Annotated in this window: 20 protein-coding genes and 1 pseudogene; 14 read left to right on the top strand and 7 right to left on the bottom strand. The window is 69.3% G+C overall.

What is annotated here, in order from left to right; genetic code table 11:
* Nucleotide 1 precedes the first annotated feature (1 nt).
* The 3 genes and pseudogenes from ACWD35_RS37780 to ACWD35_RS37770 form a co-directional block, all read left to right on the top strand.
* Nucleotides 2-1,069: an FAD-dependent oxidoreductase gene (locus ACWD35_RS37780; RefSeq protein WP_451355900.1), complete on the top strand. Its 1,068-nt coding sequence runs from the start codon at nucleotides 2-4 to the stop codon at nucleotides 1,067-1,069.
* Between the two features lie 32 nt (nucleotides 1,070-1,101).
* The gene (locus ACWD35_RS37775) at nucleotides 1,102-2,169 is read left to right on the top strand and encodes a tyrosine-protein phosphatase (RefSeq protein ID WP_451355899.1); all 1,068 of its coding nucleotides are present in this window, start codon (nucleotides 1,102-1,104) and stop codon (nucleotides 2,167-2,169) included.
* Nucleotides 2,170-2,582: 413 nt separating this feature from the next.
* Nucleotides 2,583-2,690 (top strand): annotated as a pseudogene (locus ACWD35_RS37770) (LLM class flavin-dependent oxidoreductase); the annotation flags it as partial.
* Between the two features lie 107 nt (nucleotides 2,691-2,797).
* Here the strand turns inward: ACWD35_RS37770 and ACWD35_RS37765 are convergent.
* Nucleotides 2,798-3,394 (bottom strand): TetR/AcrR family transcriptional regulator, encoded by a 597-nt coding sequence (locus tag ACWD35_RS37765; protein ID WP_451355898.1) that lies wholly within the window; start codon nucleotides 3,392-3,394, stop codon nucleotides 2,798-2,800.
* 107 nt (nucleotides 3,395-3,501) lie between these two features.
* Between ACWD35_RS37765 and ACWD35_RS37760 the strand changes: the two genes are divergently transcribed.
* The 3 genes from ACWD35_RS37760 (at nucleotide 3,502) to ACWD35_RS37750 (ending at nucleotide 6,013) form a co-directional block, all read left to right on the top strand.
* Nucleotides 3,502-4,494 carry an NADP-dependent oxidoreductase gene (locus ACWD35_RS37760; RefSeq protein ID WP_451355897.1) on the top strand — a complete coding sequence of 331 codons (993 nt, stop codon included), beginning with the start codon at nucleotides 3,502-3,504 and terminating at the stop codon, nucleotides 4,492-4,494.
* Between the two features lie 79 nt (nucleotides 4,495-4,573).
* The gene (locus ACWD35_RS37755) at nucleotides 4,574-5,317 is read left to right on the top strand and encodes an LLM class flavin-dependent oxidoreductase (RefSeq protein ID WP_451355896.1); all 744 of its coding nucleotides are present in this window, start codon (nucleotides 4,574-4,576) and stop codon (nucleotides 5,315-5,317) included.
* Between the two features lie 276 nt (nucleotides 5,318-5,593).
* Nucleotides 5,594-6,013 carry a hypothetical protein gene (locus ACWD35_RS37750; RefSeq protein ID WP_451355895.1) on the top strand — a complete coding sequence of 140 codons (420 nt, stop codon included), beginning with the start codon at nucleotides 5,594-5,596 and terminating at the stop codon, nucleotides 6,011-6,013.
* Between the two features lie 108 nt (nucleotides 6,014-6,121).
* On the opposite strand, the gene ACWD35_RS37745 is transcribed toward ACWD35_RS37750, so the two are convergent.
* The 5 genes from ACWD35_RS37745 to ACWD35_RS37725 all read right to left on the bottom strand — a co-directional run bounded on the left by ACWD35_RS37745 (nucleotide 6,122) and on the right by ACWD35_RS37725 (nucleotide 10,485).
* The gene (locus ACWD35_RS37745) at nucleotides 6,122-6,517 is read right to left on the bottom strand and encodes a DUF6009 family protein (RefSeq protein ID WP_451355894.1); all 396 of its coding nucleotides are present in this window, start codon (nucleotides 6,515-6,517) and stop codon (nucleotides 6,122-6,124) included.
* Nucleotides 6,518-6,762: 245 nt separating this feature from the next.
* Complete coding sequence (locus tag ACWD35_RS37740; RefSeq protein WP_451355927.1) at nucleotides 6,763-7,053, bottom strand: replication initiation protein, RepL2; 291 nt, start codon at nucleotides 7,051-7,053, stop codon at nucleotides 6,763-6,765.
* Between the two features lie 14 nt (nucleotides 7,054-7,067).
* A complete protein-coding gene (locus ACWD35_RS37735; RefSeq protein ID WP_451355893.1) occupies nucleotides 7,068-7,520 on the bottom strand; it encodes a MarR family transcriptional regulator in 453 nt (150 codons plus the stop codon).
* A gap of 644 nt (nucleotides 7,521-8,164) precedes the next feature.
* Complete coding sequence (locus tag ACWD35_RS37730; protein WP_451355892.1) at nucleotides 8,165-9,226, bottom strand: ParB/RepB/Spo0J family partition protein; 1,062 nt, start codon at nucleotides 9,224-9,226, stop codon at nucleotides 8,165-8,167.
* The gene (locus ACWD35_RS37725; RefSeq protein ID WP_451355891.1) at nucleotides 9,223-10,485 is read right to left on the bottom strand and encodes a ParA family protein; all 1,263 of its coding nucleotides are present in this window, start codon (nucleotides 10,483-10,485) and stop codon (nucleotides 9,223-9,225) included. Before ACWD35_RS37725 ends, ACWD35_RS37730 begins: the two co-directional genes overlap by 4 nt.
* 875 nt (nucleotides 10,486-11,360) lie before the next feature.
* Here ACWD35_RS37725 and ACWD35_RS37720 point away from each other — a divergent pair.
* The 3 genes from ACWD35_RS37720 to ACWD35_RS37710 are packed head-to-tail and all read left to right on the top strand — an operon-like array spanning nucleotide 11,361 to nucleotide 14,313.
* On the top strand, nucleotides 11,361-12,359 hold the full coding sequence (locus ACWD35_RS37720) for a bifunctional DNA primase/polymerase (protein ID WP_451355890.1): 999 nt from the start codon (nucleotides 11,361-11,363) through the stop codon (nucleotides 12,357-12,359).
* Entirely contained in the window at nucleotides 12,356-13,921 is a 1,566-nt protein-coding gene (locus ACWD35_RS37715) for a DNA primase family protein (protein ID WP_451355889.1), read from the top strand. Before ACWD35_RS37720 ends, ACWD35_RS37715 begins: the two co-directional genes overlap by 4 nt.
* Nucleotides 13,918-14,313, top strand: coding sequence for a DUF6009 family protein (locus ACWD35_RS37710; RefSeq protein WP_451355888.1), 396 nt, complete (start codon nucleotides 13,918-13,920; stop codon nucleotides 14,311-14,313). Before ACWD35_RS37715 ends, ACWD35_RS37710 begins: the two co-directional genes overlap by 4 nt.
* Before the next feature lie 83 nt (nucleotides 14,314-14,396).
* Here the strand turns inward: ACWD35_RS37710 and ACWD35_RS37705 are convergent, their stop codons facing one another.
* Complete coding sequence (locus tag ACWD35_RS37705) at nucleotides 14,397-16,346, bottom strand: acyl-CoA dehydrogenase family protein (protein WP_451355887.1); 1,950 nt, start codon at nucleotides 16,344-16,346, stop codon at nucleotides 14,397-14,399.
* Nucleotides 16,347-16,747: 401 nt separating this feature from the next.
* Here ACWD35_RS37705 and ACWD35_RS37700 point away from each other — a divergent pair, with 401 nt between their 5' ends.
* From ACWD35_RS37700 to ACWD35_RS37680, 5 genes are all read left to right on the top strand, one after another.
* Complete coding sequence (locus tag ACWD35_RS37700; protein WP_451355886.1) at nucleotides 16,748-17,458, top strand: ScbR family autoregulator-binding transcription factor; 711 nt, start codon at nucleotides 16,748-16,750, stop codon at nucleotides 17,456-17,458.
* Nucleotides 17,459-17,611: 153 nt separating this feature from the next.
* Entirely contained in the window at nucleotides 17,612-18,850 is a 1,239-nt protein-coding gene (locus ACWD35_RS37695) for a cytochrome P450 family protein (protein ID WP_451355885.1), read from the top strand.
* 199 nt (nucleotides 18,851-19,049) lie between these two features.
* Nucleotides 19,050-19,685, top strand: coding sequence for a ScbR family autoregulator-binding transcription factor (locus ACWD35_RS37690; RefSeq protein ID WP_451355884.1), 636 nt, complete (start codon nucleotides 19,050-19,052; stop codon nucleotides 19,683-19,685).
* A 79-nt stretch (nucleotides 19,686-19,764) separates the two neighbouring features.
* Nucleotides 19,765-20,007 carry an acyl-CoA carboxylase subunit epsilon gene (locus tag ACWD35_RS37685; RefSeq protein ID WP_451355883.1) on the top strand — a complete coding sequence of 81 codons (243 nt, stop codon included), beginning with the start codon at nucleotides 19,765-19,767 and terminating at the stop codon, nucleotides 20,005-20,007.
* Nucleotides 20,008-20,135: 128 nt separating this feature from the next.
* Nucleotides 20,136-20,458, top strand: a 323-nt coding sequence (locus tag ACWD35_RS37680; protein ID WP_451355926.1) for a carboxyl transferase domain-containing protein, incomplete at its 3' end; no start/stop codon positions are given.

Raw genomic sequence — 20,458 nt, 5'->3', positions numbered from 1 at the left:
AATGCACGCCCTGGTCATCGGTGGCGGGGTGGCCGGTCCGGCCACCGCCGTCGCCCTGCGTTCGATCGGTGCGGACGTCACCATCTGCGAGGCCCGTCCGCGCGAGGACAAGGACGCCGGGCTGTGGGTGATGCTCGCCCCCAACGGCCTTGCCGCGCTCGATGTGTTGGGACTCAAGCAGACCGCGCTGCGGGAGTCGCTCGCCGGCGCGGCCGGGCCGTCCGGCTTCGCGCCGATGCGCCGCGCCGACCTGTACCGGCTGCTGCGCGAAGCCGCGGTGGCGCGCGGCGCGCGGATCGAGCACGACCGGAAGCTGGTCGGCGCCGACACCACCGGCGACGGGGTGGTCGCGCGGTTCGCCGACGGTACGGCTCTCTCCGGAGACCTGCTCATCGGCTGCGACGGCATCCACTCCCGGACCAGGTCGGTCATCGACCCGGCCGCGCCGGCCGCGCGCTACGCCCCGCTGCTGAACATCCGCGGCTACGCCTCCGATGTGGACGCTCCCGGTGAACCGGCCCAGCTTCGGTTCATCCCCAGCCGCAAGGCTTTCTTCGGCTACACCACCTCGGGCAGGGGCGAGGTGTGGTGGTTCGCCAACCTGCTCTGGAGCGCGGAACCGAGCCGGGCCGAACTGGCGGCGATGACCCGCGACGTGCTCACCGAACGGCTGCTGGACACCTTCGCCGAGGCGCCCTCGTTCGTGGCGGACGTGATCCGCGCGACGTACTCCGACCTGTACGCGCTGCCCACCCACGACCTGCCCACCGTGCCGACCTGGTGGCGGGACAGGCTGGTCGTTCTCGGCGACGCGGCGCACGCCACCACGCCGACCTCCGGTCAGGGCTCGTCGATGGCGCTCGAGGACGCGGTGGTGCTGGCCAAGTGCCTGCGTGACCTGCCCAGGGCGCAGGCCTTCGCCCGCTACGAACAACTGCGCCGGGAGCGGGTCGAGGGCATCGTCGCGCTCGGCGCCCGCGCGTCGGCCGCCAAGCTGAACGACACCATGCCCGATGGTTCGCTCGACTGGGTCCTCGACTACCGGATCGACTGGGCGGCCCGCGTCTGACCGGGCTTCGCCTGACGACAAGGAGAAATCGCATGGGAACGGTCGTGTTGGCGGTCGACGTGGTGCGCGACGCTACCGGCGTCCTCGACGTGTCCTGGGAGCTGGCCGGCGCCGGCCCGGTGGAAGTGGCGGTCGGGCCGACGCCCGAGTCGATCGACCACGATCGTCCGGTCGCCCGCGTCGACGGCGCGACGCGGCTGCCGTTGCCCGTGCTGGCCCCCGGCCGGCACTACGTGTCCGTCGCGCCGGCCGACGGAGGTGCCGCGGTGCTCGCCGCCGAACGCGTGGTGCCGCTGGAGGGCGCGAGCAACTTCCGGGACCTGGGCGGATATCGCACGCAGGACGGCGGGCGTACCCGGTGGGGCCTGGTCTTCCGCGCGGACGCGCCCGACCGGCTCACCACCGCCGACGTCGCCGCGATCGACGGACTCGGCCTTCGGGTGGCGTACGACCTGCGCACCGACGACGAACGCACGAAGGCGCCCTCCGCGCTGCCCGCCGCGGTCCGGCGCGAGCCGTTCGCCATCGGCGGCGAGGCCTCGCGCGCGACCCCGCTCGGCGACCTGTTCCGCAGTGGCCGACTCGACGCCGTCCCGGACGACTTTCTGCACCGGGTCTACCTGGACATGGCCGAGCAGGAGGCGCCTGTCCTCGGCCGGGTCCTCACCGGGCTCGCCGCGCCGGACGCCGTACCCGCGGTGATCCACTGCACCGCGGGCAAGGACCGCACCGGTCTGGCGGCTGCGCTGTTGCTGTCGGTACTCGGCGTGGACGACGCGACGGTGCTGGACGACTACACGCTGAGCAGGCTCTACTACAGCGAACGCCGGATGGCCCGGCTGTTGCCCAGGCTTGCCAAGCATGGCCTGGATCTGGAGCGCTACCACGCGGTGTTCGGCGCACCCCGGCATGCGATGGCGGCCACGCTGGACGCGTTGCGCGAGCGGTACGGATCAGTGGGGGACTATGTGATCGAGTGCGCCGGCGTGACGCCCGAGACGATCGCGGCGCTGCGGGCGCGACTGGTGGCGCCGGACGCAAACGCGGTGGGGCGCGGCGTTCCCACAACAGGTCTGCCGCGGTCACCGCGTCGAAGTTGAGGATGCGCGTCAGCCCGGCGGCCGCCCATCGCGTCGCTTGCGACCCCCGTGGGCGCCGGTACTACGCACTCGTCCCCGCCAGCATGCCCCACACCTGGCGCCAAGCAGCAGACGAGTGGCGAGCCAGGCTAGGCGTCGAACTCCTCGGCCGCGGCACTTACCTCGGCGTACCCAGCCCGAGCGAAGTAGAGCTGAATCCGCGGACGTTCGCCTCCTACTGGGCCGTACCCATGCACTCCCCCGCCGCCCTGTGTGCGCCCCTGAGGATCGCCCGACTCCTCACCACCGCACACCACACACTCGCGGAAGTACCCTGGCGGAGATGACACGTCCCCTGACGGCGGACGCCTGCCGTGAAGCCGCCTGGATCAAATCTGATTGCCCCTTCGTGGCCGCCTGCGCATGGTGCTGGGTTGCGCTCCTCCATCAACATCCCCGACTTCGGTGACTTCGCCGCCTCCCGTAACGTCGCGACCGTGGCGGCTGCCGCCGAACAGGCCGGCTGGGACGGACTCTTCGTCCGGGTGTCGACGATCACGTAATTCCCCACCCTCTCGGTCACGTCTCCCCATGGGGATGGCGATCGCGAAGGGGCGGCTCGGGCGACACAGCGGCCACGGGTGGTGGATCAGCCCCGGTCGGACCGCGGCCTCAGCCCGTCCATTACCAAGTGGAAGAGGTGTTCCCGGCGCTCGGCAAGCGTCGGGGCCTGGTCGGCGATCCAGCTGAGGGCGTTGGCCAGTGCAAACAGGTCGATGGGGGCCACGTCCGGCCGGATCCCCCCTGACTCCTGGGCCGTCTCCAGCAGTCGGCCACCGGCCTGGCGCATCGTCAGACAGTCGGCGTGCAGAGGTGACTGTGGATCGTTCAGAGTAGCCATCAGGGTGGCCGGCAGGCCTTGGTAGGCGCCCGCGCCGAGAGTGAACTCGTATAGCCACTCGGCGAGCGCGCGCTCGGGCAGGGCGGTGGCGGCAAGTGCGTCTGCCCGTTCGGCGAGGTGGGTGAAGCGCTGGTGAAGCAGGGCCTCCAGCAGGGCGTCTCGGTTCGGGAAGTGCCGGTAGAGCGTGCCGAGGCCGACGCCGGCGCGTCGGGCGATGTCCCGCAGGGAAGCCGGGGTCCCCTGTTCCGCGACGGCCTCTGCGGCCACTTCCAGGATGCGGTCACGGTTGCGCTGCGCGTCGGAGCGTGCTGCGCGCGGTTTGCCGGGGTGCGACTCGGTGAACATTGCGGAACCTGCCTTTGACAACCGGAGCACCGCTCCGGTTTCCTGTTCCGGAACGGTGCTCCGGATTCTATCCGGGGTGATCCGCAGTGGAATTTGGGGAGGGGTCCATGGGTACGGCAACGATGCGAGCTGTCCGGCTGCACGCCTTCGGCGAGCCCGAGCAACTGGTCTACGAGGAGGTGGCCCGGCCAGAGCCCGGGCCGGGTGAGGTGCTGGTGCGGGTCCACGCGGCGGGTGTCAACCCGCCGGACTGGTACGCGCGGCGCGGCTTCGAGAACTTCCCGGTCGAGTTCCGGCCGAACTGGACGCCGCCGCTCATCCTGGGCAGTGACATTTCCGGCGTGGTCACGGACCTCGGCCCCGGTGTCACCGAGTGGCGGCCCGGCGACGAGGTATTCGGCCTGGTCAACTTCCCTGGCCGCGCATCCGGGTACGCCGAGTACGCGGTCTCACCCGCTGCCCACCTGGCTCCCAAGCCGGCAGCCCTCAGGCATACAGAGGCCGCGGCCGTGCCGATGGCCGGGCTCACGGCCTACCAGTACGTCTTCACTCACCTGCGCGGCCGCATCGGCTCCACCGTTCTGGTCAACGGAGCGGCGGGCGGGGTCGGCCACTTCGCTGCGCAGCTCGTCCGGGTGGCCGGCGCGAAGGAGGTGATCGGCATCGCCTCTGGGCGACACGAGGAGTTCCTGCTGGGCCTGGGTGTGGACCGGTTCGTCGACTACACCTGGGCGCCCGCCGAGGAGGTCGTCCGTGATGTGGACCTGCTGATCGACACGGTCGGCGGCTCCGAAGCGCACCGCTTGCTGCCGACTGTGCGGCGCGGCGGCCGGATCGCGCCCGTCTTCCTGGGCGACTACCACCGTGAGCGTGCGGCCGAACTCGGGATCATCCTCGAGACCATGTGGCAGGTGCGCTCAAGCGGTTCGGATCTCGCGGAGCTGGCCACCCTCATCGACGCCGGGCAGGTGCGCGTCGCCATCGACAGCGTCTTCCCCCTGCGTGAGGCGGCCGCCGCTCACACCCGCGCCGAGCGGGGACACCTCCAAGGCAAGATCGTCCTGAACGTCGAGGGCCAGGGTCTTTCAGGCCACCGCTGAGATGCCACGACCGAGGACCTGGGGAATTACGTGACCGCAGTCCTGGGGAATTACGTGACCGTTCACAGTCTGGGACCACGTGCTGGGCACCCTGCTGACGCCGGTCCCCCGTTACCGCCCGCAGCAACTCGCCCGCCAAGTGGCCACCCTGGACCACCTCAGCGACGGCAGGGTGATCTTCGACGCCGGCCTGGGCGGTCCGATCGAGGACGAATACCGCAGCTTCGGCGACGCCGCCGAGCCACGTCTCCTCGCCGAGCGACTGGACGAGGGACTGGAGGTGCTGAAGCGCTTCTGGTCCGGAGAACCGGTGAACCACCACGGCCGCCACTACGAGGTCCGGGAGGACGTAACACTGCTGCCCGCCACCGTGCAGCGGCCCGGTCCGCCGGTTTGGATCGGGGGGTTCTGGCCGCGTCGCCCGCCCATGCGGCGGGCAGCACGGTGGGACGGCGCAGTGCCGCTCTTCGAGACGGCCCGGCATGGACATGTGCCCGATGTGGCGGAGGTACGGGAACTGGTCGGCTACGTACGCAAGCACCGTGCGGCAGAGCCCGAGCGCCCCTTCGAGTACGTGCTCGGCGGTGCCACGCCCTTGGACGCGGCAAAGGGACGCGACGCTGGCCAGCAGGCCTCCCTGGGGCGCGCATTCCAGGAGTTCGACCTCGCGGCGGTCGTCGTGCAGCGGGGTGAACAGGCCTGTGGCCTCTCGAGCCCCATCCCGCTGTGTGCGGGGTGGAGCTCTTTGGTGTGTGGATCGTCTGCGGATCCGGTGGCCACCGTGGCGATGATCAGCGTGTATCCGAGGCACCGAATAGGCTGATCACCTACTGAGCTGCTGATGTGCTGGGAACGAGGAAACGTGAGCGGAGATCGATGGATACCTGCGCCCAAGCGGTGGGCGTGTGCAGTAGTCGTTGTCATCAGCGCACTGACGGGCTGCGGCAACCATGCCACGGCACGTTCCCAAGGAGCAGGACCGACGGAAACGGCTCAGGCCCCCTCGCCGGGCAAGAACCCGACCGACCAGCCGTCGCCGCTCAAGCTGCCCCCCGCGCGTCCGTCGGTGCTGCATGTGCACGGTGACTACACGTACAAGGTGCAGATCCTGAACGCCAAGACCATGGTGGATCTGCCGGACAACCCGCCACCGGCCGGAACGAAGGCGCTGGCTGTGCTGCTGCGGGTGGAGGCCGAGCCGCAAAACCGCAGCATCCACGCGCCCTACGCGGAACTGGGGATCGAGTACCCCAGCCTGAAGGCAGACAAGGACCAGAACATCGGGGACGTGATCGACAACGCGACGTCCTACTTGACCGAGGATCAGATGCTCTACGGCGGTGACGGCGTCGAAGGCATCGACCCGGTGTTCGGCACCCTGCAGGCGAACACCGTGTACTACCACTGGGTATGGCAGCTTGTCTCGGAGAAGGCCGACCTGACCGGCGCCTCCCTCTGCGAGGCGCAACTCTCAGGTCATAACTGCATCCCGATCGGAGCCGTCAAGGCCGACTCCTGACGCGTAGCCGGGCCACTCGTCATGCTTCGGGCGGCCGTGTGGGAACGCGCGTAATCCCTGTAGCAGAGCCGTCGTACAACTTCCGCGGTACGCGCGTCGGCCCGGCTATTACGTCGTAATAGCGGGTGCGCGTTTGACCGAGGACAGGGGGCCGCCTTCGGAGCGCTCGGTCTTGCGGCCCTTGCTGCCGGGGGCGAGGGTGCGCGGGTCGACCGCTTCCGCGGGGGCTCCGGTGGCGTAGAGGCCGTCGGGGTCGAGGGGGCGGTCGTGCGGCTGGAGCCAGAAGACGCGGCGGCGGAACGTCCCCGAGGCGCGCGAGGGCTTGGCCTCGGGCCCGAGGAGGGCGTACCCGACGATCCGGCCGGCGCGGTGGTACGGGGGCTTGCCGCGACGCGTGGGCAGGCGGTCCAGGCGCTGCCGTACGTAGTCGAACTCGCTGACCTCCTCCAGCCACACGAGTTCGGTTTCGTGACTGATCTCGTCGTCACTGATGAGAGAACTCATGCCGATTCCTCGTCGCCGTCACCCAGCAGCCCGATGCCCGGATAGTACGCCGAGCCGTTCGGCGAGGGCGGGCGACGCGGACGGCCGGCGACGCGGACGGCCGGCGGGGCGGCGTCGGGCGGTGTCTCCTCTATTACGCCGTAATAGGGGCGGGAGCCGGGGTGATGGATGTGAGGGCAAGCGAGGCGTCCTGGCGGTCGTGGCTGATTGACCTGAGGTTCATCAGCCACGACCGCCGGATCGGCTCAGGTGGCTCGGCGCAGGGGTACGACGACGTCCTCGCCAGTGGCCTTGGCGCTCAGCCGGTAGTAGCGGATGTGGCCCAGGCGCTCGGACTCCTCCAGCCAGCCGGCCTCGACGACCTGGCGGCGGGTGCGGGAGAACACCGTGGGCGACATGCCGAGGACCTCGGCAAGCTCGGCAGCCGTCTTGCTGACGGTGCCGGCGCGGTCAGTGGGGTGCGCGGCGTAGAGCATCAGGATCAGGCGCTGGTTCGCGGGCAGACCGGCCGTGTGCTCCAGCAGGCGGAGGGTCATGTCCTTGGTGTTGTTCACTTGGCCTCCCACCTGGCAGGGGTTGACTCGTCGAATCCGGGGATGTCCGGCGGGTTGCAGGTCTTGATGGCTTCCCGTTGCTCGATTCCCGTTCCGTGGAAGGCAATGTACGGGCTGATCCGGTAGAAGTTGTAGTTGCCGATCCTGCCCCGCACGATCAGGATGCGGTGCTTGGCCAGCTTCCGGTTGATCTTCCCTACGGCGTCGGTGGACATGCCGACTCGTTTGGCAATGTCCGCGCCGGTGGCCTTGAGCGGCTCCATGCCTTCCGGGGAGACGCCGATCCACCACAACACGAGGAACTTCTGACTGGGCGTGAAGGCCTTGCTCTCGGTGATCGCCTCCACGCGGGCCTTGTCGACCTGGGTGTGCCGTCCGGAGAAGGCGTACGGAGCATAGGGGACCAGCTCACCGGTGTCGGCGTCCAGCAGTCTGCGCGCTGTTCCCAAAAGGGGCCTCCGTGCCTGGTTGCTGGTGTGGTCATGAGGACGGCTGTCTGGCCGACCAGATGAACTTAACGTACATGAGCAGGAAGTCGATGAACCCTGCCCGGCAGGCTGTGTCGCTGAACATCTCCAGGGGTTCTCTAGCGATGCTCAAGTGACCCCGGAGAAGGGTGTTCCGGGGCCGCCTCAGCGCTGCCTTCATGAACGTGAGGTCAATTTACCCGGTTCCTGTGATCGTGGTGCCCAGTCCCCAGGAACCCCCTGCGCTGCTGGCGGAACTGCCTGGCAGTTCCGCAGATCTTGGTCGGAGGGGGCGTTTTCGCAGGTCAGATGGGGTTTAAGGGCGGGGTGCTCTCTTACTGTGGGAAACCCGCCGTTGCTGGGTGCGGGAAAGCCGCGAAGGGCTTGGGCAGTTCGGCACACCCGGTGTGCCGTTGATGGTGGAGTGACCCTGTTCCGGCCCCCTTTGACCCCGGCCACCGAAAGCCCGCCACAGCGGTGGGTGCGCCGGACGACCAGGCACGCGTGTGTTTCCAGCAACCAGGGACGGCATCAGCCACGTATCCCGGTAGTTCAGGGTGGGCGGGCACGGAGACCCATGCACTGGGGCCCCTGCCGGGAGTGGCAGGGGCCCCTTGCATCGGTGTTCAGTTGTCGGTGGCCGTGGGGGCCAGGCGTTGGTGCTGATGCTCGTTCAGGATGCGGAGCATCTTGTCGAACTCGGTGCCCGTCATCTTGCGGATGAGGTGCATCGCGAGGAAGGCACCGTCGTCGTAGGGGAGTTTCGGTGGGTTGCCGGTGGACAGTGACTCCGTACCGCGGGGTTCGGGGACCGAGGTCTCCTGTGGCGGAGGTGTCTCCTGGTGGGGGGAGACGGGCGGTGGGGGAGTTTCCTCTATTACGTCGTAATGGGGCTCGGGGTCGGCATGAGGTGGCTCGGGGTCGGGGTGGGGCGCGGGCTCGTCATGGGGCTCGGGTTGCCTGGCCTGCTTCTGGGCGTCCTTGCGGGCGCGTTCCGCCTTCAGGTCCTCCAGGGCCTGCTCCTGCCGCTCGGCCGGCTTGTTGCCCACCGCGCGCAGGAGGTCGATCGGCTCCTCGCCGATGCGGGACTGGAGTTCCGGGGTGAGATTGAGCAGGGCCAGGCGCTGGGAGACCCAGCCCTGGGAGCGGTGCAGGCGCCTGGCGAGGGCGGTCTGGCTGCCGTGGATGGCGAGGAGGCGATGGAGGGCCCTGGCCTCGTCGAGTTCGTCGAGGTCCTGGCGGTGGATGTTGGCGACCAGGGCTGATTCGAGGAGTTCCTCGGAGGTGCTGCCCTGGTCGTCGCTGACCATCACCTTGACCGTGGCGAGTCCGGCTTCCCGGGCGGCGGCCAGGCGGCTGCTGCCGTCGATTACGACGTAATAGGTGTCGGGTTCGAGGTCGGCCTCGTGGGCAGGGTTGGCCTGAAGATAGGCGTCGCGGTTCATGACCGTGATGGCCTGCTTCTGGCCGTGGGTGGCGAGGCTGCCCGCAAGGTTGGTGAGGTCGCCGAGGGACGAACGCGGGTTGTCGGGGTTCGGGCTGATGCGGTGGGGCGGGAGTTCGGTGGGCGGGGCGATCCCGTCCGTGGGGACTCCGGTGGCAGCCGCCACGGCAGCGCGGCGGGCGCTGACGGGACGGGCCGAGGCTCCGAAGCGGCCGGCGCCCAGCTGGTCGGCCTTCTTCGTCATGAGATCTCCCGGGCGAGGGCGCGCATGCTCACGGCCTGCTGGGACTTGGGGGCGTAGGACAGGAGGGGCTGCTTCATGCGGACGGCTTCTTTTTGTTCCTTGAGGTCGCCGACGAGACCCACGACGCGTGGATCCTTTATGTCCACCCAGCCCTGCAGGGAGGAGGTGGCGATGTATCCGCGGCGGCCGTCGTAGAGGTTGACGACGATGCCGAGGTAGTCGATCTCCAGGGACAGGTCGGCCCGCAGGTCCTCGATCTGGGTGGTGAGTAGTTCGTAGGCGTCGGCGGAGCTGTCCTCGGCCTGGACGACGATGAGGGCGCCGGACTGGCCCGGCTTCTCGCTGTCGCGGCGGCGGCCGTAGTAGGCGGCGGCGTCCATGCTCAGGCCGAGGCTGGGCGGGCAGTCGACGATGATTACGTCGTAATAGGGCTCCAGCGGAGCGAGGGCCCGCTCCAGGGCGGCCTCCCGGGCGCGGACGGCGGACAGGCGTACGTCGAGGAGGAAGGCGTCGTTGCAGCCGGGCAGGAGGTGCAGCCGGCCGTCGAAGGTGTCCTCGTCGACGGCCACGATCAGATCGCGCAGGTCGCCCTTGGGGTCGCCCGCCATGTGGTTGGTGAGGCTGTCACCGTTCATCGGCAGGGGAGCGGCGCCCAGTTGGTTGGTCAGGTGGCACTGCGGGTCGAAGTCGACCAGCAGGACGCGCATGCCGAGGCCGGGCAGGTTCTCGATGTCCAGCGGGTCGTCGGCCGCCTCCAGATTGTCCGCCTGTTCGACGGCACGCAGGGCGGCGACGAGCTGCTTGGCGACGCGGACCGGGTAGAGCTTGTTGGGGTCCTCGGCCATCGCCTCGCCGGTGCCCGCGGTGATGGCGGTCTTGCCGACACCGCCCTTCTGGTTGCAGACGATGATGCGCCGGGTGACGGCGGGGCGTACGACGTCCGGGGCGGGGTTGGTGTCCAGCCAGAGCTTCACGGACTGGGCCAGGCCCTGGATGAGGGAGACGCCCCGGTCGGCGGCGGTGCGCTTGAAGTCGTCCCACTGGCCCTGCGGGAGGAAGGTGGAGAAGGAGTCGGCGCCCGAGGTGTCCACGGGCTCGCGGGCGGAAGCGAGGCCGCACCAGGCGGTGATGCCCTGTTCGACGGCGCTCTGGATGTCGAGCCCGTGTTGGGCGGCTCTGACCTTGAGGTCCTGACGGAGCCGACCCGGCAACTTGGAGACGACCTTCTCACGGTCGCTGGAGGTGGCTGGAGAACTCATGCGGCTACCTTACTAACGCGCTTGCTCAAAATCTCCTGCGACACGTTAGCTAGGGAAAGTTGGCTGGTACGGTCCGGCGATCCTGCGTCAGCCGGGCCGTGGGGGAGGGCCATTACGCCGTAATAGCCCTCGTCGGGCAGCCGGCGGCGGCGGACGCAGCGACCGAAGCGACTCAAGCGACCCGCGCCCGGAGACGGGGAGCCCTGGCTCCAGTCCTCCAGAGGCGCCGAAGAGTTGCTTGAGTCGCTGGATCGCTGCCCCGTTTCGTTGAGTCGCTGCCCTGAGTCGCTGGAAGAGCCCCTCGGCGGGCCCGCTGAGGGGGTCGAGGGCCTCAGCGACTGAACAGCTACCGAAAAACAGCGACCGAAGGTTTTCTGAGTCGCTTTGAGTCGCTGAACAAAACCGCAGGTCAAGTTGGGTTTAAGGCCCGATTAGCGACTGAAGCGACTCAAGGAGGCTATATATAACGACATTGGCGCGTGCGTGTGCGTGTGCGCGCGCTGGCGTCATACATAGGGGCCTTGAGTCGCTTCAGTCGCTGTTTGGCTTGTGCGTACCCTTTGACCTGCGGATTCGTTGAGCTACCCAGACAGCGACTGAAACTTCCTCAGTCGCTGGGTCAGATGGCTTCAGTAGCTCGTGGATCGCTGGAGACACACGACTGTTTTGCTTCGGCTCGTGTCCCCTGCGGTTCCTCTGGTTCGCTAACCTGTCTCAAACGTTGAGTCGCTTCGGTCGCTGGTGGGGGGATGCGCATGGTGCCTGAGCTGCCGGTTTCCCGCAGCGACTCAAGGCAACCGCAGCCGCGTCCCGGTCCGCAGGGGCCCGGGCGGGCCCTGGCCACCGCACAGTGGTGCGCCGGGCAGGGATGGCCGGTGCACCCGCTGGCCCCCGGCCGCAAGACGCCCGCGGGCAACTGCGAGGACTGCCGGGAGCCGGGGCACAGCTACCGGGAGTGCGCGTGCCCGGCCGCCGGGCGTTGGTGTCACGGGTTCCGGGCCGCCACCCTCGACCCGGCCCGGATCGAGCAGTGGTGGGGCGCCAACCCGGGCTTCGGCGTGGGCGTCGCGTGCGGCCCGGCCGGGCTGGTCGTCATCGACATCGATGCCCATACGACCCGACTGCCGGGCCGGGACCGGCTGCTGCCCGGCATCACCATCTCCGCCGCCGTCGACCTGACCGGGCTCGCCGACGGCTTCCACACCATCGCCGTACTGGCCGCTCTGCGCGGTGCGGACAGCCCCGCGGACGACGAGACCACCTTGCGCGTGCGTACGCCCTCGGGCGGGCTGCACGTCTGGTACCGGGCCCCGCGCGGGCAGCGCTGGCAGTGCTCCACGGGCTCGGGCGGCGGCCGTTCGCTGGCCTGGCAGGTCGATGTACGGGCGCACGGCGGCTACATCGTCGCGCCCGGCACCGTCACCGAGGCGGGCGTGTACGAGCCTGTCGACGCCGGACGCGAACCCGCCCCGCTGCCTGCCTGGCTGGCCGGTGAGCTGGAGCGCACCGGGCATCTGCCCGCCGCAGGGCTGCCCGGGCCCCGGCCGGTGCCGCCCCGCGCCCGGCAGGCCGTCCTCGAGGCCAGGGGCGCCGGCTCCGCCGCCAGACGCGCCCTGAACGCCGTACTGGCCGAGGTGACCGCCTGTGCCGCCGTACCCGAAGGAGCCGCCTTCTCGGAGAAGCTCAACCGGGCCGCCTACACCGCCGGAGGGCTCGTCGCCGCCGGGCAGTTGAGCGAGGCCGACGCCGAGCAGGTGCTCACCGAGGCCGCCGAGTACGCCCGGCCGGGGCAGGAGCGGCGCTGTGGCGCCATCATCCGCAGCGGGCTCAGTGCCGGGCGGACACGCCCCTTCACACCGGGAGGGGCCGCATGACGCCCGACGACGAGGTACCCGAGGAAGTCAGCGACGGGGACACGCTCTTCGACCCCCGGGCGATCGCCGCCCGGATCATCGCCGAACAGCAGGCCCAGCTGCCCCGGCAGGCCTCCGCGCCACGGACGGACGACGTCGTGCACGTGCCGGATCCGCACGGCGGGGACGGCAGGGCCACGGCCGACGGTCTGGTGCCCGACAGCCTCAGCGACCGCGGCAACGCGAAGCTGTTCGTGAAGCTGTACGCCAACGACTACCGGCATGTGCCGGGACTCGGCTGGTACCGCTGGGACGGCACCCGCTGGCAGATGGACGAGGACGACACCGTGCTGTGGGCCGCGGGCGACATGGCGGAGTCGTTCGCGGCCCAGGACCCGAACGGGGTGCACACGTCCGAGGTGCTGGTGCAGCACCGGCGCCGCACGCTGAGCACCAGCGGCCTCACCGCCCTGCTCGTCCAGGCCAAGTCCGCCCCCGGCATGGTCCTCAACGCGGCCCGGCTGGATGCCGACCCGTACGCGCTGTGCACGCCCGCGGGCATCGTGGACCTGCGCACCGGGCTGCTGCGCACCCCCGACCCGGAGAAGGACTTCCACTCGCGTTCCACCACCGCCGCCCCCGAGCCGGTGCCCACGCCGCTGTGGGACCGGTTCCTGACCGACACCTTCGGCGAGGAGCCCGAGGGCGCCGAGATGGTCGGCTTCCTGCAGCTGCTGCTGGGCTACTCCATCACCGGCGACGTCGGCGGTCAGGTGATGCCGTTCCTGTTCGGCTCCGGCAAGAACGGCAAGTCGGTGCTGCTGGACGTGCTGATGAAGCTCGTCGGTGACTACGCCGACGCGGCCCCGCCCGGCTTTCTGATGGCGCGCTCGTACGAGGGGCACCCGACCGACCTGGCCGAACTGCACGGGCGGCGGGTCATCGTGTGCAGCGAGGTCAAGCCGGGGGACCGGTTCGACGAGGCCCGGGTGAAGCTGCTGACCGGCGGCGACCGGATCAAGGCGCGCCGGATGCGGCAGGACTTCTTCAGCTTCCAGCCCACGCACAAGCTGTGGCTGCTGGGCAACCACCGGCCCGAAGTGGGTACCGGAGGCTTCGCGTTCTGGCGCCGGATGCGGCTCATCCCGTTCGAGCGGGTGGTCTCCGACGACCGCAAGATCGACAACCTGGCGGACATCCTCGTCACCGAGGAGGGCCCCGGCATCCTCAACTGGCTGATCCAGGGCGCCCGCCGCTATCTGAGCGGGGACAAGGACCTCACCGGGCCGGAGAGGGTGAGGATCGCCACCACGGCGTACGCGGAGACCGAGGACCACACCGGGAGATTCCTCTTCGAGTCGTGCCGAATCGGCCCCGATTTCCGTGCGGAACAGACGCAGCTCTACGCGGCTTACAAGACGTGGTGCCAGAATGAGGAAGGGGCTCCGGCGGTTTCGTCCCGCGCATTCGCGGCGCGCGTCCGCGAAGTGGTGGGGCTGGCGTCTCCGAAGGACATGATCCTGTCCAACCAGCGTAAGTACTACCCGGGCATCGGACTGGTTGCCGACGAGGAGACACCATGAGCGCCCTCATAGAAGAGGCCGAGATCGCTCACGAGGCCGAGATCGTCTGGCTTGAGGACGTCGGCAAGCTGGACTACGTACGCCAGAGTCTGGACCGGCTGCCCACGCGCCGGGGAAGACCCGCCTATCACCGCGACGGCCGGATGGTCGGCTACGCCCAGCTCAGCCCCGACGCCAAGGCGTCCCGGTCCTCCGGAACGTTCCGCCGCCGGGTGTTCTGGCTGCTGCCGCACGACCGCGACACCGTCCCCGGCGGGCTGTACGCGACCGGGGCGCCCGCCGAGGCCATCGACCCGCGCACGCTTGCCCCGGGCAGCAAGGGGCGCAAGACGGAACGTTCCGAGGGCGGGACGTGTTCCTCGCCGGACCAGGGACTGCCGCTGCCGCTGTAGGGCGAGCTATTACGGCGTAATAGCTCGCGTAATGGTGGCCCGTCGGCTGCTCCCGGAGCTATTACGCCGTAATAGAGGGTGGTTCAGGACGCGGAGCCCGCGTACTCGGTGTCGCCCGCGTAGTCGGCCAGGCTGACGCTGCCGCTGTTGGCTATGGGTATGGCCGACAGGTACTCCTCGGGCAGGTCGAAGGCGTCGACCAGGGTCGTCATGTGCGGGGCCAGGTCGTCCATGACCTCGTCCACGACGAACGGCAGTTCGCGGACCTGATCGGCGCTCAGGTGCTCCTCGGCGAGCAGATCACCGGTGTGGCCGGCGAGCTGGTCCAGCAGGAACAGCGTGCACAGCTTCTCCAGCAGGTTCCGTGCCTCGGGGTCCGTCGCCCGCTCGGCCGCCTCGAGGAAGGCGTCGGCCGCCCGCAGCGGGGCGTGCACGGCGACCATCTCCAGGGCTGCCGAGGACGACTTGTTCCAGCGGGCCACCGGGTCCTTGGAGGGGCCACGGCGCAGGGCGACCCGGGCCCGTGCCTGCCAGACGGCCTCGGCGTGTGCGAGCAGCGCGCGTAGATACCGGGGGTCGGCCAGCTCCTCCGGTGTGCCCGGCTCGGCCGCACCGGAGGCGGCCTCGTGGCCGAACAGCAGCTCCGCCGCCGCCTTGGACCAGATCAGCAGGTTGTCGCCCTCGGCGGTGATGGTCCCCTCGACGTACTCCGGGAAGCCGATCAGCGCGTTGACCGCGAACAGGCCCTGGGCGCCGCACCGTTCGCGGCACTCGACGGTGATGGAACGGGCCTGCCAGGTGATCCACCCCTTGGCGACGGCCACCAGGCGCTCCACCTCGGCGCGGTTCTCCTCGGTGTGCCGGGCCCAGGCGGAGACCGCCGAGCGGTGCAGGAAGGTCGTAGCGTACGCCGTGGCCAGCGACTTGAGCAGCCGACTGTGGTGGGTGCGGTGGCTGTTGACCGGGATCCGCTCGCCCGCCTTCGGCCCGCTCACCTCGCGGTGCTCGCCGTAGCGGACGGCGATGGCGAGGGCGGCCCGGGAGGCGCCGACGGCCGCGCCGCTCATGCACAGCTTGCCCATGGTGACCCTGCCGATGGACTGCAGGAACCGCTTGCGGCGGTTGCCCAGATTGCTGGTCAGGGTGCCGTCGTCGCCGAGCCGGCCGTGTTCGGCCTCCAGCAGGGCCTCACGGGGCAGCCGTACCCGGTCGAAGGAGGTGAGGCAGTGGTCGACGGGCGCGCCGGGCCGCAGCGGCAGCCTGCGCACCTTGATGCCGGGCCGCAGGCCCCGCTCGTCGCTCAGCGGGGTCAGGAACAGGAACACGCCCTGGTCCTCGCCGTCCACGAGGAGGCGGGCGGCGACCACGGCGGTCTTGGGGCCGCCGGTGGTACTGGTGTTGGGCATGAACTTCTGCGCGCCCGGGTGCGGTGTGTGGAGGATGAACTCCCCGGTCTCCCGGTCGAGTTCGACGGTGGTCTCCAGCGCCGTACTGTCGTTGCCGTGGTCCACCTCGGTGCACAGGAACGTGCCGATGCGGCGCAGTGAGGTGAACTCGGACAGGTCCCGGCGGGCGTCGGGCTCGTGGTCGAGCAGGCTGCCGAGGAACAGGTTGTAGTGGATGCTCGCCACCGTGCAGAGGCCCCCGCCGCCGTCCACGATCGCCGTCCACTCGTGCAGGCTCGCCAGCAGCTCCGGGTCTGCCGCGAGGCTTATGGGGTCCGCAACGTTGTCGTTCACCAGCCGCAACCAGTCGTAGGCCTGGACGGCCTGCTGGGCGGGGGAGCGGTCCGGGGTATGTCGGAACGTTTCGGTGGAGATCAGCCGGCGCCATCTGCCGTGGATCTTCTCTCGTTCGCCGCCCTGACCGAAGAGGAGCCGGGCCAGTTCCCGGGCGGGTGCCGCCTCGATGCCTCCAGGGCCGGCGCGTGTCCCCTCTTCGCTTGCGTGCGAAGTCTCCGGCCGAGGCTCCGACCCGTCGTCCCCGTGGTCGGACGCGGGACGTGTGCCGGGCTGGACTGTCAGAAGGGCCATGACCCTCTCTCTCCCCGTTGTCGCAGATCCGAAGATGTGCAGCAAGCCAGAAGATACGGACCTACCGGTTTTCTTATCAAGTAAAATCCAAGCAAAGTGCGAGCGTCAAACGATTCATCCTCAAAGGCGTTCCGAGCCGATCATGAACGGAATTCCCGATTCCAGGCGACTGACCAAAAGCCTCCAGCGAGATATTATCGTCGGTCAGGTAGGAAAATACCGGGCGTCAGGTTTGCTTCGAGTTGAATTCACGCCTCCGTCGTTAACTCATAACCACCAAAACGGGCATGTATGGACAATTGTTACGATGATAGTTGATGACGCGACGGAGGGGTGGCAGGATACAAACCTGCCGGTTTATTTTTTTCCGGACACAGGGATCAGCGCGGAGGTGTGTGGCCGTGGCACTGCAGGAACGGGCCATCAGGACGAGGCGGGCCATCCTCGTCGCAGCCGCCGCGGTCTTCGCCGAGGTGGGATACGAGGCGGCAACGATCTCCGAAATCCTCCACCGGGCCGACGTCACCAAGGGTGCCCTGTACTTCCACTTCGCCTCGAAGGAGGAGCTGGCCCAGGCGGTCCTGGCCGGCCAGCTCGCAGCGGTTCCCGCCGTGCCCCAGCAGGAGCTGATGCTCCAGCAGGGCATGGACGAGGCGTTCATGCTCGCCCACCTCCTGGCTATGGGCGACCCGGTGGTGCAGGGCAGTATCCGCCTGACGGTGGATCAGGGCGCCCCGAACGACGGCCTGGACCGGCAGGTGCCGATGAGCGGCTGGCTCCAGCATGACGTCGAACTCCTGCGCAAGGCCAAGGAGAACGGGGAGCTGCTGCCGCACATCGAGGTGACGGCCGTTGCCCGGATGATGGTCGGGGCGTTCACCGGCGTACAGGTATTGTCCAAGATCATGACGAATCATGCCGACCTGCCGGAACGGGTGTCGGACCTGTACCGGCACATGATGGCCAGCATCGCCGTCCCGGGGGTGCTCATGCAGCTCGACACGGCCCCCGACCGGGGTGCTCGGGTGTACGAGGCCGCCCTGAAGCTGCGTGCGCAGAGTGAGCACGACGAGATCGTCCCGGCCACCGAACAGGTCGGCGCCGGCGGCTGAGCCCACGCAGGACGCCAGGGGCAGAGCACGACAAATGAACAGTCGTTGGGGGGCGTGGATTCCGTACGCCCCCGGAGGGGAGGGCGGGGGACCCCTCCCCTGGGCACAGCGCAACGCAAAGTGTGCATTACCAAGACCCGGGGAGAAACGACAGTGAACACGACTTCATGCCCTTATGCCCTGAACGCGATGGGGCGTGATCTGCCGGGCGAATCCGCGATGCTGCGGGCCCAGGGTCCGGCCGTCCAGGTGGAGTTGCCGGGGGGTGTCACCGCCTGGGCCGTGGTCCGCCAGCGCTACATCGAGCAGCTGCTGACCGACTCACGGGTCTCCAGAGACGCCCGCCGGCACTGGCCCGCGTTCATCGAGGGGAAGATCACCGAGGACTGGCCGCTGTATCCGTGGGTGGCCAACGAGAACATGCTCTTCACCTATGGCGAGAGCCACGCCCGGCTGCGCCGGCTGGTCAATGGGGCGTTCACCGCGCGGCGGGCCGCGGGGATGCGCCCCCGGGTCGCCGAGATCACGGCCGAACTCGTGGACGAGCTCGCCGCCACCCCGGCAGGCACGCCGGTCGATCTGCGGGCCGCCTTCGCCGATGTGCTGCCCATGCGGGTCATCTGCGAACTGTTCGGGATCCCGCAGGGGGAGAAGACGGACGTCCTGTGCGAAGCGCTGAAGAAGGTTTTCAGCACCAGCCTCTCCGGCCAGGAGGTGGAGGCCGCGCGGATGCAGGCGTTCATGCTGCTGGCCGAGCATGTGACGGTCAGACGGGCCGAGCCCGGTGACGACCTGACCTCCTCGCTGATCGAGGCGCGCGACCAGGGCGACCGGCTGAGCGAGGAGGAGCTGTTCGGCACCCTCTTCCTCTTCGTCGCAGGCGGGCAGGACACCAGCGCGGCCCTGATCACCAACGCGGTGGGCGAGCTGCTGAGCCACCCCGAGCAGCTGGAGCACGTCCGCGCGGGCCGGGCGAGCTGGCTGGATGTGTGTGCCGAGACCATGCGGGCGCACACGCCCGTCGCCTACGCGCCGATGCGGTTCGCCGTGGAGGACATCGACCTGGACGGCGTGGCGATCCGCAAGGGTGACCCGATCATCGTCAACTTCGCCGCCAGCGGCCTGGACTCCGAGCGCTACGGCGAACACGCCGACCGCTTCGACCTCCTGCGCGAGGACCGTGAGAAGACCAGCATCGGCTTCGGGTACGGCACGCACCGCTGCATGGGCGCCCCGCTCGCCGACGTGGAGGCGACCGAAGCCTTCACCGCGCTGTTCGAGCGCTTTCCCCGGATGCGGCTGGCCTGCTCCCCGGAGGAACTGGAGCCCATGCCGACCTTCTTGATGAACACCTACCGCGAGCTGCCGGTGATCCTGACCCCGGCGGACTGACGCCGTCGGACCGACGGGACTCTGCCGCCCCGGCCCAGGGCGGCAGAGTCCCGTTGTGTTCCGGCAGGTTGAGGCGTTGTCCGGTGTGTGCGGAGGCTTGGTGGAGGAAGGCGCCCGCACGGTCGACGGGCGATCTCGATCTGATAAACATACCAAGCGTGCGGTTTGCTAATATCCCAGGTCACGTAAAGGAGGCGTGATGGCCAAGCAAGAGCGGGCGGTGCGGACGCGTCAGGCTCTGATCCGCGCTGCCGCCGAAGTGTTCGCCGACGACGGCTATGCCATGGCCTCCCTTTCCGTGATCAGCCAACGCGCCGGGGTGAGCGCCGGGGCCCTGCACTTCCACTTCGCCGGCAAGGACGACCTGGCCAAGGAGGTGGAGTCCGAGGCGGCGGACTCCATGCAGCAGCTCGCCGAGGGCTGCCGCAGCGCGGCCGGCTCCGCGCTGCAGTCGCTGGTCCGAACGGTGTTCGGCCTGCTGACCGCCGCCGCCGACGACCCGGTGGTCCGCGCCGGATTCAGGCTGAGCGGCGACCCGTCCCGTAAGAGCGACGCGGAACTGCTCCGCTGGTGGCGCGAGTTCGTGCACAAGCTGATCCTTCAGGCCCAGGACGCGGGGGAATTGGCGCAGGATGTCTCGGCCGACGACGCGACGACGACGATCGTCGCGGCCACAGTCGGGTTCGAGGTGATCGCCATGGTGGACACGGAGTGGCCCTCGGCCGAGCGCGTGGCACGGTTCTGGTCCCTCATCTTGCCGTGGCTGGCGGCGGCCCCCGACCGCGTCCTGGCCTCCGTGACGTACGGGGAGCAGCCGCACGACCGCGTGCACTGAGCCGGGCCAGTGCTCTTCCAGCGGGCCGAAAGCTCCTCTTGAGCGCCATGCCGCACGGTTGCCGAATAGAGGAGGTGGCATGGGCGATACGGACAGAAGGTTCGACGACGGGGGAGCCGGCCCGACGAGCAGCGCGCACGCTGCGATCCGGGTGGATCGGGGCCGGGCCACGCACGAGGAACTGGCCGCTGTCACCGTTGTGTTGCTCTCACTGTTGGCCGCCCAGGGCGAAGATGCGGGCACGGAGCGCACCCCCGCCGTCCCGCGGTGGCGCCCGGAGCGGGCGCGTGCCGCCTACCGCTCCCCGTACAACTGGCGGTAGAGCCGCCAGCGTCCATGGCTGATTTGTGTACGGCCCGCACCCCCATGCATGCCCCGCGCAGGCGGTTGCTCGCGCTGGGGGCGTATCGATTCTTCGGGCCGCACCACGAGGAGGGACACGCCGTGACCATGGTGAATGACATTTCCATACCCCAGGCCTCGGGGGAGGTGGGAGCTGCCCGCGTACGCGTTGCGGAACTGCACATGGTGCGCGCAGAGGCGCTGGCGGGTCCCAGCGAGAAGGCGACCGAGGCGCAGCATGCCAAGGGCAAGCTGACGGCGCGGGAGCGTATCGAGCTGCTCCTGGACCCGGGGTCTTTCCAGGAGGTCGAGCAGCTGCGCCGGCACCGGGCGTCGGGTTTCGGTCTGGAGGCGAAGAAGCCGTACACGGACGGTGTGATCACCGGCTGGGGCACGGTGGAGGGCCGTACGGTCTTCGTGTACGCGCATGA

This window comes from Streptomyces sp. NPDC002671 (assembly GCF_053592475.1).
This window is presented reverse-complemented; position numbering and strand designations above follow the sequence as displayed.

Coding starts and splice junctions, on each gene's coding strand:
- ACWD35_RS37685 (WP_451355883.1), top strand. CDS start 19,765: ATGGGCGATACGGACAGAAGGTTCGACGACGGGGGAGCCGGCCCGACG.
- ACWD35_RS37725 (WP_451355891.1), bottom strand. CDS start 10,485: ATGAGTTCTCCAGCCACCTCCAGCGACCGTGAGAAGGTCGTCTCCAAG.
- ACWD35_RS37730 (WP_451355892.1), bottom strand. CDS start 9,226: ATGACGAAGAAGGCCGACCAGCTGGGCGCCGGCCGCTTCGGAGCCTCG.
- ACWD35_RS37705 (WP_451355887.1), bottom strand. CDS start 16,346: ATGGCCCTTCTGACAGTCCAGCCCGGCACACGTCCCGCGTCCGACCAC.
- ACWD35_RS37760 (WP_451355897.1), top strand. CDS start 3,502: ATGGGTACGGCAACGATGCGAGCTGTCCGGCTGCACGCCTTCGGCGAG.
- ACWD35_RS37715 (WP_451355889.1), top strand. CDS start 12,356: ATGACGCCCGACGACGAGGTACCCGAGGAAGTCAGCGACGGGGACACG.
- ACWD35_RS37745 (WP_451355894.1), bottom strand. CDS start 6,517: ATGAGTTCTCTCATCAGTGACGACGAGATCAGTCACGAAACCGAACTC.
- ACWD35_RS37780 (WP_451355900.1), top strand. CDS start 2: ATGCACGCCCTGGTCATCGGTGGCGGGGTGGCCGGTCCGGCCACCGCC.
- ACWD35_RS37740 (WP_451355927.1), bottom strand. CDS start 7,053: ATGACCCTCCGCCTGCTGGAGCACACGGCCGGTCTGCCCGCGAACCAG.
- ACWD35_RS37765 (WP_451355898.1), bottom strand. CDS start 3,394: ATGTTCACCGAGTCGCACCCCGGCAAACCGCGCGCAGCACGCTCCGAC.
- ACWD35_RS37690 (WP_451355884.1), top strand. CDS start 19,050: ATGGCCAAGCAAGAGCGGGCGGTGCGGACGCGTCAGGCTCTGATCCGC.
- ACWD35_RS37775 (WP_451355899.1), top strand. CDS start 1,102: ATGGGAACGGTCGTGTTGGCGGTCGACGTGGTGCGCGACGCTACCGGC.
- ACWD35_RS37710 (WP_451355888.1), top strand. CDS start 13,918: ATGAGCGCCCTCATAGAAGAGGCCGAGATCGCTCACGAGGCCGAGATC.